The organism is Pectobacterium sp. HCp5_1 (assembly GCF_032905925.1).
GTDB lineage: Bacteria > Pseudomonadota > Gammaproteobacteria > Enterobacterales > Enterobacteriaceae > Pectobacterium > Pectobacterium brasiliense_A.
The window spans coordinates 228,807-241,561 of the sequence record NZ_JAUMIO010000002.1; the positions used below are offsets into that span (position 1 = coordinate 228,807).

A 12,755-nucleotide genomic window follows, 5' to 3' on the forward strand; every position below is an offset into this window, starting at 1 on the left:
TCCAGTTAAACGCCAATTAAACATAGCGTATTTAATGATAAATAAAGATCTTCTTACACCTTGTGACTTTTTTAAATCATTAGCGTGAAAACAAATTTTCATGAATTTATGTAACACGACGTCATTTATCTTAGATCATATTGGCGAATAAACATGATGATACCGGTTTATTTTCAAATTTTTATCAACGCTACATGGAGATACTGTGTAGAGACGTTACTTTATTATCAAATCGACTTATTACTCGATAAAAACCGACAAAAAATCATAAGCCTGCCTCATCAATTGCCAGCGCAACGGTCAGAAACGTCTACACTTATCATCAGTCATTTCTTTGGCTAAGGATGGGAAGGACAATGAAGGTCAGCACGCGCGACAAGGCCAGCCACTATCAAATGCCGCTCCAAAAATTGATGATCGCTTTTGTACTATTTATCACCACCACCGTAGTCGCACTGAATGGGTGGGAGATATTTCATTCTCGTCAGCATCTTATCGATTCCACAGAGCGCAACGCCAGAAACTTGTCGCTATCGCTGGCACGTCATGCTGAAGACACGTTTTTACAAGTCGACATCTTGTTACAGGATTTACAAGAACGTATCGGTAAAGAGGCTTTATCGCCAGAGCAACTCACCAGGCTTGGCGAGATTTTAAAAATCCGAAAAGCCACGCTGCCGCAGTTGCATGGTATCTTTATCTATGATGAAAAAGGCGAATGGCTGGTCAATTCCGGCGTCGTCAGCCCAGTGCGGAATAACTATGCTGACAGAGAATACTTCAAATATCATCAAAGCAATATCGGCACCAATATCTATATCGGCAGCGTGATTAAAAGCCGTTCTACCGGAGATCTGGTCATCCCCGTCTCCATACGTCTCAATAAGCCAGACGGCAGTTTTAACGGTGTATTGCTCACCACCCTCTCACTGGACTATTTTAAGCAGTATTATGGCTACTACTCCATAGGAGACACGGACGTCATCGCGCTCCTGCTTTCCAATGGAAGAATCCTATACGCCCGCCCTTACGATGATTCCTATATCAACCGTAGCGTGTCTAGCAGCCCGATATTTTCAGAATATCTGAAGCAGTCCGAAAGTGGCACCGCAACCGTCACTTCCACGCTCGATAATATCGAGCGGGTTTATGGCTACACAAAATTAAAACGTTACCCCATCGTTATCGGCGCAGGCTATGATCTCGATCAGGTGCTTGCTCCATGGAAAACAGACAGCTTCATCTACGTTATTATTACGTTGGCAGTGGTACTGACCAGCAGCGTGCTCGGCCTTGTCGTGCTAAGGCAAATTCGCATCAATTTGAAAAGTCAGATCGATTTAACCACTGTGCGTGATGAACTCACAGTAGTTAACCATACCCTGAAAGCGCTCGCCTTGTTCGATGGCCTGACGAACCTACCTAACCGTCGTCAATTCGACACTTTTCTGGAACAAACGCTGCTGCAAGCTGCGGAAACGCGGCGCGGTATCGCACTCATCATGATCGATATCGATGCCTTTAAGAAGTACAACGACCACTATGGCCATGTGGCAGGCGATGAGTGTCTGCGCAAAGTCGGGAATATCCTGAGTAATATGCCAAGGCGCAAAGAAGATTTAGTCGCTCGCTATGGCGGTGAAGAGTTCGCACTCATTATCACTGAAACAGATAAGCATGGTGCAGCCACGCTCGCTCAACGCGCGCTGGATTTAGTACGTGAAGCAAAAATCCCCCATGCAACGACGCTGTTCCCAGAAAAAATCGTCACCATTAGTGCAGGTGTCTACGTGTTCTACGCGGATAACCCACCACCAACAGCTGCGTCCGTTATCGAGATTGCCGATGCCGCGCTGTATCGCGCCAAAAATGGCGGTAAAAACCGGTTCGAGGTCAGCGAATAGCGAGATCAATTGGAATTAATGTTGATGCAATGCCTGACAGCACGCGCAGCTTCTGACAAAATAGCGGCCATCTCCCCCCTATTTCAAATTGATGGGTCTTTTCTCAGATGGCAGCAAAGATTATTGATGGTAAAACGATTGCGCAGCAGGTCAAAGACGAAGTTGCCGCACGAGTCACACAGCGTTTAGCTGAAGGAAAACGCGCACCGGGTCTGGCTGTTGTGCTGGTCGGCGAGAATCCAGCGTCACAGATTTATGTCGCCAGCAAGCGCAAGGTGTGTGAAGAAGTCGGCTTTATTTCCCGCTCTTATGATTTACCCATCACCACAACGGAATCTGAGCTGTTGGCACTTATCGACCAGCTCAACGCCGACCAGACGATTGACGGTATTCTGGTTCAGCTTCCGCTGCCGGAAGGCATCGATAACACCAAGGTGATTGAACGCATCTCACCAAGTAAAGATGTGGATGGCTTCCATCCTTACAACGTGGGTCGTCTGTGCCAGCGCGCGCCAATGCTGCGCGCCTGTACGCCACGCGGCATCATCACGCTGTTGGAGCGTTATAATATCGACACCTTCGGGCTGAATGCCGTTGTGGTCGGCGCGTCTAATATCGTTGGTCGCCCGATGAGTCTGGAACTGCTGCTGGCTGGCTGTACAACTACCGTCACGCACCGTTTCACCAAAAATCTACGCCACCATATTGAAAACGCCGATCTGCTGGTTGTCGCGGTGGGTAAACCGGGTTTCATTCCCGGCGAATGGATTAAACCGGGCGCGATTGTGCTGGATGTGGGTATCAACCGTCTGGAAAGCGGTAAAGTGGTCGGCGATGTGGAATTTGAAACGGCGCAGGAAAGAGCGTCTTACATCAGCCCCGTACCAGGCGGCGTCGGCCCAATGACCGTTGCCACACTGATTCAAAACACGCTACAGGCGTGCGAAGAGTATCATGACCACGCAGAATAATTGGCGAGTCAAACACGGATAAGCAGGAATTTATGGCAACCTTTAATCTTGAAAAGCATCCGCACGTTGAACTGTGCGATCTCTTGAAACTGCTGGGCTGGAGCGAAAGTGGCGCAGCAGCCAAACTGTCTATCGCCGCAGGCGACGTGACCGTTGACGGCCAGACGGAAACGCGCAAGCGCTGCAAAATCGTCGCCGGGCAAACCGTTCAGTTCAACGGCGAGACGGTAAACGTTACCGAGTAACCCTCGCAGTGTCGATGATGGCGAAAAAAAGCCCGCAATTTCATTTTTGCGGGCTTTTTATTTACGGAAAGTGTATTACAGAAAGAAAGTGTTACTTACGGCGCCAGATCGTTCCCTGCGGGCCATCTTCCAGCACGATCCCCATTTCATTCAAGCGATCGCGAGCCTGATCCGCTAGCGCCCAGTCTTTCGCCGCACGCGCATCTTTACGCTGTTGGATTAACGCTTCGATTTCCTTCACTTCCTCGTCATCCACCTGCGCGCCATTTTGCAGGAACTGCTCCGGATCCTGCTCCAGCAGGCCGAGCACGCCGGAGAGTTTGCGCAGTGCCGATGCCAGCTGGTTCGCCGCTTGTACATCTTCCGTTTTCAGGCGGTTAACTTCACGCGCCATATCAAACAGTACCGAATAGGCTTCCGGCGTGTTGAAATCGTCGTCCATCGCTTCGCGGAAACGGGCTTCAAACTCGTCACCGCCGTGCGCCGCAGCGCCGGCATCCGTTCCACGCAGCGCCGTATACAGACGATCCAGCGCCGCACGCGCCTGTTTCAGGTTGTCTTCGCTGTAGTTCAGTTGGCTGCGGTAGTGGCCTGACATCAGGAAGTAGCGCACGGTTTCCGGATCGTAATACGCCAGCACGTCGCGTACGGTGAAGAAATTGTTGAGCGACTTTGACATCTTCTCGCGGTCAACCATCACCATGCCGGAGTGCATCCAGTAATTCACATACGAGCCGTCATGTGCACAACTGGACTGCGCGATCTCGTTTTCGTGGTGCGGGAACATCAAATCGGAACCGCCGCCGTGAATATCAAAATGCGTGCCCAGCTGTTTGCAGTTCATGGCAGAACATTCGATGTGCCAGCCAGGGCGCCCTTCTCCCCACGGAGAGGACCAGTGCGGCTCACCCGGCTTGGACATTTTCCACAGCACGAAATCCATCGGGTTACGCTTCACTTCGGTAATTTCAACGCGCGCGCCAGCCTGCAACTGATCCAGATCCTGACGAGACAGCACACCGTAGCCAGGCGCGGTATCAACGGAGAACATCACATCGCCATTACTCGCGACATAGGCGTGGCGACGGGCAATCAGCGTTTCCACCATTTCGATGATGTCGGCAATATGGTGCGTCGCACGCGGCTCGGCATCCGGACGCAGAATATTCAATGCATCAAAATCGGCGTGCATCTCTGCGATCATGCGGGTCGTCAGTTGGTCACTGGTTTCCCCATTCTCGATCGCACGTTTAATAATTTTGTCGTCAATATCGGTGACATTACGCACATATTTCAGTGAATATCCCAGATACCGTAAATACCGCGCCACCACATCAAACGCCACGAAAGTACGCCCGTGACCGATATGACACAGGTCATAAACGGTGATGCCACACACATACATTCCCACCTGACCGGCGTGGATAGGTTTAAATTCCTCTTTTTGGCGACTCAGCGTATTAAAAATCTTTAGCATCAGGGCGTTCCAGTGTTTTTATAAAAAATGGTTTTCACAAAAAAATGGTTTCAAAGAAATGGTTTTCACAGCCGCAGTTAGCGTCAGTAACATCAATGCATTTAGGGTTGACACCCAACGGCGTATTGAAACCTGAACCCTACTGTATTGCAAGGTTAATAAGAAGAGGGAATCAGCGAGAAAGGATAAAAATGAAATGGCCCGGAAAATCCGGGCCATTTCACATCATTGGCGGTGACTGACAAAAGCAATCCGCCGACAAAAAACCATTAACGCCAGCGCGGATTGGACATCACAGAATATTTTCCGCTACCGAGCAGGGCAATCGCGATACCCGCAAAGAAGAACACCGCCGTGCCTTCAACACCCCAGGCACCGGTTTTGGCCAGCGTGACAAAACCTTCAGGGTGAACCAGTAAGGTTGCGACGACCATGGTAAAGGAGAAGATCAGCGCAGAAGGACGTGTAAGAATCCCGAGAATCATCAGAATCGGGGTGATGACTTCTCCAACATAGACACCGTAACCAACAAAAGCAGGGAGTCCTGCCGAGGTCAGCATGCCTTCAATGGCACCGATTCCACCGTGTACCTTATGCCAGCCGTGAAACAGCATCAAAATGCTGAAAGATACGCGCAAAAACAGTTTGCCAAAATCCGGTTTGTCTAATAAACGATTAACACTATCCAGAATACCCAGCATAGTTCACCTATCTCTTTAGAGTTATTTATGAAGAATAAGAATTACTCTCAGATTAATCTGAGCCATAAAAAAAGAACACGTTGATTACGCAAAACATTGATCTGGGGCAACAAAAATCTCATTCAAATTAATTAACTATTATTTGAATTTTTGATCAATTTATTTGTTTTTAAAAGTCCCTATTGCCTGATTAACACCTTATTGCGCACTATTCTTAAGCGCACATATTATTTGAGGCCTACCAAAATCAGAGTAGTAAACCTTTTTATACGATTTTCTCATCCATCCAACCGCCAACAGCGGTGCAGTAAGCGCGAAGTACTGACTCAATCGACCAGTTATGCTATAACAGCGCTCTTGTTGTTCACCGCCTTTAGTGAACAGCACTCTTAATCACTAAGGCTATCTAGGGTTCATTATTATGATTACGCTTCATACCAACCACGGCGATATCGTTATTAATACGTTTGCAGACAAAGCGCCGGTTACCGTAGAAAACTTCCTGAACTACTGTCGCAGCGGTTTTTATGACAACACGATTTTTCACCGCGTGATTAATGGTTTTATGATTCAGGGCGGCGGCTTCGCTCCCGGCATGGATCAGAAAGAAACCAATGCGACAATCAAAAATGAAGCCAACAACGGCCTGAAAAATACCCGTGGCACGCTGGCGATGGCACGTACCAACGATCCGCACTCTGCAACTGCACAGTTCTTTATCAACCTCGTTGATAACGACTTCCTGAACTTCCGTTCAGAGCGTGCCGATGGCTGGGGCTACTGCGTATTCGCTGAAGTCACCGAAGGCATGGACGTCGTTGATAAAATCAAAGGCGTGGCTACCGGCCGCAGCGGCATGCATCAGGACGTACCGAAAGAAGACGTGGTGATTACCCACGTAACGGTTAGCGAATAATCTGACCTGCATGGCAACGCTGTTCATTGCCGATCTGCATTTAAGTGTTCATGAACCGGCGATTACCGCCGGTTTTCTGCGTTTTTTACGCCATGATGCGATTCATGCCGATGCGCTGTACATTCTTGGCGATCTGTTCGATGCCTGGATTGGTGACGACGATCCCCAGCCATTGCATGCGACTGTCGCCGAGGAACTGCATGCCTTACATCAGCGCGGCGTTCCCTGCTATTTCGTCCACGGCAACCGTGATTTCCTGATCGGTAAGCGTTTCGCCCAACAAAGCGGAATAACGCTGCTGCCGACGGAAACGGCGCTCGATCTCTACGGCCAGAAGATCCTCATTCTGCATGGCGATACCCTGTGCACTGACGATCAGCATTACCAGCAATTCCGCCGTCGGGTACACAACCCATTCATTCAGCGACTCTTCCTGCTATTACCACTGTCATTACGGATGAAAATTGCGGCGAAGATGCGGGCAACCAGCCAGCACGAAAACCAGAAAAAGTCGCAGCAGATTATGGATGTCAATCACGACGCCGTACTTGAACGCTTACGGCATTATCAGGTGAAGACGATGATCCACGGCCACACGCACCGGCCGGCTATTCATCAGGTCGATCTCGGCGAATCTTCTGGTCGTCGTGCCGTTCTGGGTGCCTGGCATGAAGAAGGGTCGATGATTAAGGTCACACCACAAAATATCGAACTGATTTCCTTCCCATTTTAATGCGTTTCCTGACATTGACTTAACGGTCTCTCACCTTATTCCCCCAGCATTTCCGCATACGCAACCGTTTTCCTCGCCATAATGGCGTGATATGCTCTACGCCCTCAACGCCAGACCCTCCCTGTCTGGCCGACGCGAACGCGTCACGAACACGTACAATCACAGGAGCGTTACAGGCATGTCATCCAACGTTGCCCCGGCTAAAATTGCCATCGTCATGGGTTCAAAGAGTGACTGGGCCACCATGCAGTTTGCTGCGGAAATCCTCACCACGCTGAACATTCCTTTTCATACCGAAGTCGTTTCCGCACACCGGACGCCGGATAAGCTGTTCAGCTTTGCTGAGCAAGCGGCACAGAACGGTTTTGATGTGATTATCGCGGGCGCAGGCGGCGCAGCACACCTGCCGGGTATGTTGGCAGCGAAAACGCTGGTTCCCGTGCTTGGCGTGCCGGTACAAAGCTCAACGCTGAGCGGTGTAGACAGCCTGTATTCCATCGTCCAAATGCCTCGCGGTATTCCGGTCGGCACGTTGGCCATTGGCAAAGCGGGCGCAGCGAATGCAGCCCTGCTGGCCGCACAAATTCTCGCCCTGCATGACAATGGCATCGCCACCCGACTGGCAGACTGGCGTCAGGCGCAAACCGATGATGTGCTCTCTCATCCCGATCCGCGGGAGGAGGCATGAAACCGGTCTGCGTATTAGGCAATGGTCAGTTGGGCAGAATGCTGCGTCAGGCTGGTGAACCGCTAGGTATTGCGGTTTACCCAGTGGGTCTGGATGCAGAGCCGGAGTCGGTTCCGTTTCATAACAGCGTCATTACCGCCGAGATCGAACGCTGGCCGGAAACCGCCCTCACCCGCGAGTTGGCTGAGCACACGGCGTTTGCAAACCGCGATATTTTCCCACGTCTGGCCGATCGCCTGACGCAAAAGCAACTGCTGGACTCGTTGAATCTGGCAACCGCCCCGTGGCAACTGCTGGCGAGCGCCGATGAATGGCCACACGTCTTCGCCTCATTGGGTGAATTAGCGATCGTTAAACGTCGCGTCGGCGGTTACGACGGTCGTGGACAGTGGCGCTTGCGCGATGGCGAACAGCAAACACTGCCCGCTGACTGCTACGGCGAATGTATCGTTGAGCAAGGCATTAACTTTTCCGGCGAAGTCTCGCTGGTGGGTGCCCGCAATACGCACGGCAAATGTGTGTTCTACCCGCTCACTCACAACCTGCATCAGGATGGTATTCTGCGCACCAGCGTGGCTTTCCCTCAACCCGATCCGCAGTTGCAGCAGCAGGCTGAACAGATGCTGTCCGCAATCATGAATGCGCTGGGTTATGTGGGCGTGATGGCGATGGAATGCTTTATCGTCGGCGATCATCTGCTCATTAACGAACTGGCTCCACGCGTACACAATAGCGGACATTGGACGCAAAATGGTGCGTCCATCAGCCAGTTTGAGCTGCATCTGCGCGCCATTCTGGATCTGCCGCTGCCGGTACCGGTTGTCGAAACACCGTCGGTGATGGTCAATCTGATCGGCACTGATGTGAATATCGACTGGCTGGCTCTGCCGCTGGTACATCTGCACTGGTATGAGAAAGAGGTTCGTCCTGGTCGCAAAGTTGGACACCTCAATCTACCGTCGTCGGACACCGCACAGTTGCAACGCACGCTGCAATCGCTGGCACCTCTATTACCCGAGGAATACCACAGCGGTCTGGCGTGGGCAGAAGAAAAACTCACCGCCTGACAGATCGGTGACCGTTATCCGGCAGGTTGCAATCTGCCGGGTAGCTCTCATCTGATGTGATGCAACAGCAGGAACCGCACCATCGATACGTCCTCAAAAGAGAAAAAACATCATTACACGTGACATCAGCAAAATTGCGTTTATTATTTCATCTGCCCTTTATTTTATTTATTGTTCATTTTTCATCACTCGGAAATTAAATAAAGTATCAATAACGAGCCGTTAAAAATATTTAAAATAAAGTATCAGGATTGATATTTTAATTTGCGCGGAAATTTATTAAAATATTTCCCGTCAATTCATTTCTGTGATCGCCTCAATATTATTCGCTGACCACCACGATATAGAATGCCGCCACAAAACAGTATTGACCTACTGACATAATTAGCAATATGTCTCGTTCGTTTTTTAAACTCCGTAACGGCAACTTGCCGATACTGTAATTTTTATAATCCACATCATGTGGCAATACTCTTGTAACAGAGTATTAATATGTTCACCGAGGAGAGATCAGTATATGAGCACCATTCAAGATAGCAGCCAGGTGTTAGAACAGGCTTCAGGATGGCGTAAAAGCGACACTGTCTGGATGCTGGGCCTCTACGGCACGGCCATCGGCGCTGGCGTGTTATTCTTACCTATCAATGCCGGTATTGGTGGGTTAATTCCGTTAATTATCATGGCACTGATTGCCTTCCCGATGACATATTATTCTCACCGTGCCTTATGCCGCTTTGTATTATCCGGCAAGAAAGGTGGCGAAGATATTACCGAAGTCGTTGAAGAACATTTCGGCGTTGGTGCAGGTAAATTAATCACTTTGCTTTATTTTTTCGCTATTTATCCGATCCTATTAGTTTATAGCGTCGCCATCACCAATACGGTAGATAGCTTTATTACTCACCAATTGCATTTGCCTTCTCCGCCACGTGCACTGCTGTCATTAATATTGATCCTCGGATTAATGTTTATTGTCCGCTTCGGTGAAGCGATGATCGTTAAGGCAATGAGTATTCTGGTTTACCCATTTGTTGCCGTACTGATGTTGCTGGCGCTGTATTTAATTCCAAACTGGAACACTTCTGTTTTTGAAAACATTTCTTTGAGTTCCAGCGTCACGGGCAACGGTCTGTTGGCGACATTATGGTTGGCTATTCCGGTGATGGTTTTCTCCTTCAACCACTCGCCAATCATCTCCTCTTTCGCCGTTGCCAAACGTAAAGAGTATGGCGATGACGCCGAGCAAAAATGCTCACGCATTCTGTCTTACAGCCACATCATGATGGTGCTGACCGTGATGTTCTTCGTCTTCAGCTGTGTACTGAGCCTGTCTCCGACTGAGCTGATGGAAGCGAAAACACAGAACATTTCTATTCTGTCCTATCTGGCGAACCACTTTAACAACCCGGTAATCGGCTATCTGGCGCCGGTTATTGCCACCATCGCGATCTCTAAATCGTTCCTGGGTCACTATCTGGGTGCAGGCGAAGGTTTTAACGGCATGATCGTGAAATCCCTGCGCAGCAGAGGAAAAACCATTTCCAACACCAAATTGAACCGCATCACTGCGCTGTTCATGCTGATCACGACCTGGATTGTTGCGACGCTGAACCCAAGCATTCTAGGCATGATCGAAACGTTGGGCGGCCCGATTATCGCGTGCCTGCTGTTCCTGATGCCGATGTACGCTATCCAGAAAGTCCCAGCAATGAAAAAATACAGCGGCCACATTAGCAACATCTTTGTCACCCTGATGGGACTGATCGCTATTTCCGCCATTGTTTACAGCCTGCGCGATCTGCTGTAAGCCCCCCACCCTAATTTAACGCCGGCACGTTATTTAACGACCGGCGTTTTTTTTCAAGGAAATCGCTATGGTCAGCGTATTTGATATCTTCAAAATCGGCATCGGCCCGTCCAGTTCTCATACTGTCGGCCCAATGAAAGCGGGTAAAATGTTCACCGACGATCTGGTGAACCGCGCGCTTATCTCATCGGTGACACGTATTGTCGTTGATATTTACGGCTCGCTTTCCCTGACGGGGAAAGGGCACCATACCGATATCGCTATCATTATGGGGCTCGCGGGTAATCTGCCGGATAGCGTAAATATCGATAGTATTCCGGCGTTTATTCAACAGGTGAAAGACACTCAACGCCTGCCGATGCTCAACGGTCAGTATGAGGTCAGCTTCCCGCTGGAATCCTCCTTGCGTTTCCAGCCGGAAAACCTGCCGCTACATGAAAACGGCATGACCATTCGCGCCTATAACCAGCAAGAGTTGGTCTATAGCAAAACGTATTACTCCATCGGGGGCGGATTCGTCGTCGATCAGGAAAACTTCGGCAAACCCAATCTGGCTGAGGAAAGCGCGCCCTACCCGTTCTTTTCTGCCCAGAAGCTGCTGCAACACTGCCACGATCACTGCCTGTCTTTATCCGCCATCGTCCTGAAAAACGAGATTGCGATGCATGGTCGGGAAGCGCTTGAGCACTATTTTGCCGACGTATGGAAAACCATGCAGGACTGCATGCATCGCGGCATGAATACGGAAGGTGTGTTGCCCGGCCCATTACGCGTTCCCCGTCGGGCATCAGCGCTGCATCGCCTGCTGTTCATCAACGATCGCTTTTCTAACGACCCGATGGACGCGATGGACTGGGTGAACATGTTTGCGATGGCCGTATCGGAAGAAAATGCGGCTGGCGGACGCGTCGTCACCGCCCCAACTAACGGCGCATGCGGCATTATTCCTGCTGTGCTGGCTTATTACGATCGTTACGTTCAACCGGTCACCCCGGAATCTTACCTGCGTTACTTCCTGGCATCCGGCGCTATCGGCATGCTCTACAAAATGAACGCTTCTATTTCCGGTGCGGAAGTAGGCTGTCAGGGAGAAGTCGGCGTGGCCTGTTCGATGGCGGCAGCCGGTCTGGCTGAGCTACTCGGTGCGAACCCTGAACAGGTGTGCATCGCCGCGGAAATCGGCATGGAGCATAATCTGGGGCTGACGTGCGATCCGGTAGCGGGTCAGGTTCAGGTGCCGTGCATTGAACGCAACGCTATCGCCTCCGTGAAGGCAATCAACGCCGCCAGAATGGCAATGCGCCGTACCAGCGAACCACGCGTATCGTTGGATAAGGTCATTGAAACCATGTATGAAACCGGCAAAGACATGAACGCCAAATACCGTGAAACGTCTCGCGGCGGTTTGGCGATTAAAGTTGTTCTATGTGAATAACAAGCAGCAGAGGATAAACAGGCCTTGTCGCGTTAAATGCTCGGCAAATTAACCCGACAATCAGGGAATCATGCGTAGGGGCTCATACATAACCTTTCAGACCGTTGACAAACCTGTTTATCGAACGAGAACGGTAGTAACGGAATAGAAGAGTAAAGCGTTTGCGCCATACATGGCGCAATCCGAGCGTACAGGGATGTATTTACAGCGTCTTTACGATCTATCCGTTACTACCGCCATACGGATTTTGTCAGCAACCTCATTAGCCCTTTATTTTTTATCGCTTTCAGGCAGCGACCAGACAATGTTGTTTTCAGCCGCCGCGATATACCAATCTACCGTGCTGTTAGCGGGTTTCTTAATATTTTCATGCTTGGTGAGCGCTTTGGCAGGAAAGGTCGCGGATTTCTTTCTGATACGCAGCGGCGTCTGTTTTTTCTCACCGCTGATCTGCGCATGGAAGGATTCCACTTCGGCATCGAAGAGCACGCCTTCAATCTGATGCAGACGATTTAATCCGCGCAAAATGGAGAGCAGGCTGCTGAGCGTAATGGATTCGCCCATTTCCGCACGCTTGATCGTTGCGATTCCCAGCCCTGCCCGTTCAGCAAGATCGACCTGCGATAAACGTTGCTGAATTCTGGAGTCTTTTATTCTCCGGCACAGTTCGGTAATAATTTCGCCTTCGTTCATGGTACTGAATTTCATCTTACCCGCCACTTGCCAGAGTCAAAAAATTTGCGCGCATTTTATCATCAATTTTTCAAATGGCACGGACAATTGATGAACGGTATCCATAATTTTTTTAGGT

At 50.0% G+C, this 12,755-nt stretch carries 12 protein-coding genes; 9 read left to right on the forward strand and 3 right to left on the reverse strand.

The genetic code is table 11. From position 1 onward, the window contains the following. Positions 1 to 356 precede the first annotated feature (356 nt). The 3 genes from Q3A88_RS02600 (at position 357) to ybcJ (ending at position 3,120) form a co-directional block, all read left to right on the forward strand. Entirely contained in the window at positions 357 to 1,904 is a 1,548-nt protein-coding gene (locus tag Q3A88_RS02600) for a sensor domain-containing diguanylate cyclase (protein WP_317177354.1), read from the forward strand. A 107-nt stretch (positions 1,905 to 2,011) separates the two neighbouring features. Continuing rightward, the gene (gene folD, locus Q3A88_RS02605) at positions 2,012 to 2,875 is read left to right on the forward strand and encodes a bifunctional methylenetetrahydrofolate dehydrogenase/methenyltetrahydrofolate cyclohydrolase FolD (protein ID WP_317177355.1); all 864 of its coding nucleotides are present in this window, start codon (positions 2,012 to 2,014) and stop codon (positions 2,873 to 2,875) included. 32 nt (positions 2,876 to 2,907) lie between these two features. Continuing rightward, entirely contained in the window at positions 2,908 to 3,120 is a 213-nt protein-coding gene (ybcJ, locus tag Q3A88_RS02610) for a ribosome-associated protein YbcJ (protein WP_010280314.1), read from the forward strand. A 91-nt stretch (positions 3,121 to 3,211) separates the two neighbouring features. Here ybcJ and cysS read toward each other — a convergent pair whose 3' ends face one another. Both cysS and Q3A88_RS02620 read right to left on the reverse strand, forming a co-directional pair. Beyond that, entirely contained in the window at positions 3,212 to 4,597 is a 1,386-nt protein-coding gene (cysS, locus tag Q3A88_RS02615; RefSeq protein WP_110162127.1) for a cysteine--tRNA ligase, read from the reverse strand. A gap of 269 nt (positions 4,598 to 4,866) precedes the next feature. Continuing rightward, a complete protein-coding gene (locus Q3A88_RS02620; protein WP_102118884.1) occupies positions 4,867 to 5,298 on the reverse strand; it encodes a DoxX family protein in 432 nt (143 codons plus the stop codon). A gap of 421 nt (positions 5,299 to 5,719) precedes the next feature. Here Q3A88_RS02620 and ppiB point away from each other — a divergent pair, with 421 nt between their 5' ends. The 6 genes from ppiB (at position 5,720) to Q3A88_RS02650 (ending at position 11,944) form a co-directional block, all read left to right on the forward strand. Continuing rightward, positions 5,720 to 6,214 (forward strand): peptidylprolyl isomerase B, encoded by a 495-nt coding sequence (gene ppiB / locus Q3A88_RS02625; protein ID WP_010280320.1) that lies wholly within the window; start codon positions 5,720 to 5,722, stop codon positions 6,212 to 6,214. 10 nt (positions 6,215 to 6,224) lie between these two features. After that, positions 6,225 to 6,947 carry a UDP-2,3-diacylglucosamine diphosphatase gene (lpxH, locus tag Q3A88_RS02630; protein ID WP_110162126.1) on the forward strand — a complete coding sequence of 241 codons (723 nt, stop codon included), beginning with the start codon at positions 6,225 to 6,227 and terminating at the stop codon, positions 6,945 to 6,947. A gap of 178 nt (positions 6,948 to 7,125) precedes the next feature. Then, entirely contained in the window at positions 7,126 to 7,635 is a 510-nt protein-coding gene (purE, locus tag Q3A88_RS02635; RefSeq protein WP_014916138.1) for a 5-(carboxyamino)imidazole ribonucleotide mutase, read from the forward strand. After that, entirely contained in the window at positions 7,632 to 8,702 is a 1,071-nt protein-coding gene (gene purK, locus Q3A88_RS02640; RefSeq protein ID WP_110162125.1) for a 5-(carboxyamino)imidazole ribonucleotide synthase, read from the forward strand. Before purE ends, purK begins: the two co-directional genes overlap by 4 nt. Before the next feature lie 517 nt (positions 8,703 to 9,219). Beyond that, positions 9,220 to 10,509, forward strand: coding sequence for an HAAAP family serine/threonine permease (locus tag Q3A88_RS02645; RefSeq protein ID WP_110162124.1), 1,290 nt, complete (start codon positions 9,220 to 9,222; stop codon positions 10,507 to 10,509). A gap of 67 nt (positions 10,510 to 10,576) precedes the next feature. Next, positions 10,577 to 11,944: an L-serine ammonia-lyase gene (locus Q3A88_RS02650; protein ID WP_010280332.1), complete on the forward strand. Its 1,368-nt coding sequence runs from the start codon at positions 10,577 to 10,579 to the stop codon at positions 11,942 to 11,944. 270 nt (positions 11,945 to 12,214) lie between these two features. On the opposite strand, the gene Q3A88_RS02655 is transcribed toward Q3A88_RS02650, so the two are convergent. Then, positions 12,215 to 12,652: a helix-turn-helix transcriptional regulator gene (locus Q3A88_RS02655; protein ID WP_317177356.1), complete on the reverse strand. Its 438-nt coding sequence runs from the start codon at positions 12,650 to 12,652 to the stop codon at positions 12,215 to 12,217. Positions 12,653 to 12,755: the final 103 nt, after the last annotated feature.

Bases quoted from the DNA above. Each gene is read 5' to 3' on its own strand.
- Q3A88_RS02600 (WP_317177354.1), top strand. From the start codon at position 357: ATGAAGGTCAGCACGCGCGACAAGGCCAGCCACTATCAAATGCCGCTC.
- folD (WP_317177355.1), top strand. From the start codon at position 2,012: ATGGCAGCAAAGATTATTGATGGTAAAACGATTGCGCAGCAGGTCAAA.
- ybcJ (WP_010280314.1), top strand. From the start codon at position 2,908: ATGGCAACCTTTAATCTTGAAAAGCATCCGCACGTTGAACTGTGCGAT.
- cysS (WP_110162127.1), bottom strand. From the start codon at position 4,597: ATGCTAAAGATTTTTAATACGCTGAGTCGCCAAAAAGAGGAATTTAAA.
- Q3A88_RS02620 (WP_102118884.1), bottom strand. From the start codon at position 5,298: ATGCTGGGTATTCTGGATAGTGTTAATCGTTTATTAGACAAACCGGAT.
- ppiB (WP_010280320.1), top strand. From the start codon at position 5,720: ATGATTACGCTTCATACCAACCACGGCGATATCGTTATTAATACGTTT.
- lpxH (WP_110162126.1), top strand. From the start codon at position 6,225: ATGGCAACGCTGTTCATTGCCGATCTGCATTTAAGTGTTCATGAACCG.
- purE (WP_014916138.1), top strand. From the start codon at position 7,126: ATGTCATCCAACGTTGCCCCGGCTAAAATTGCCATCGTCATGGGTTCA.
- purK (WP_110162125.1), top strand. From the start codon at position 7,632: ATGAAACCGGTCTGCGTATTAGGCAATGGTCAGTTGGGCAGAATGCTG.
- Q3A88_RS02645 (WP_110162124.1), top strand. From the start codon at position 9,220: ATGAGCACCATTCAAGATAGCAGCCAGGTGTTAGAACAGGCTTCAGGA.
- Q3A88_RS02650 (WP_010280332.1), top strand. From the start codon at position 10,577: ATGGTCAGCGTATTTGATATCTTCAAAATCGGCATCGGCCCGTCCAGT.
- Q3A88_RS02655 (WP_317177356.1), bottom strand. From the start codon at position 12,652: ATGAAATTCAGTACCATGAACGAAGGCGAAATTATTACCGAACTGTGC.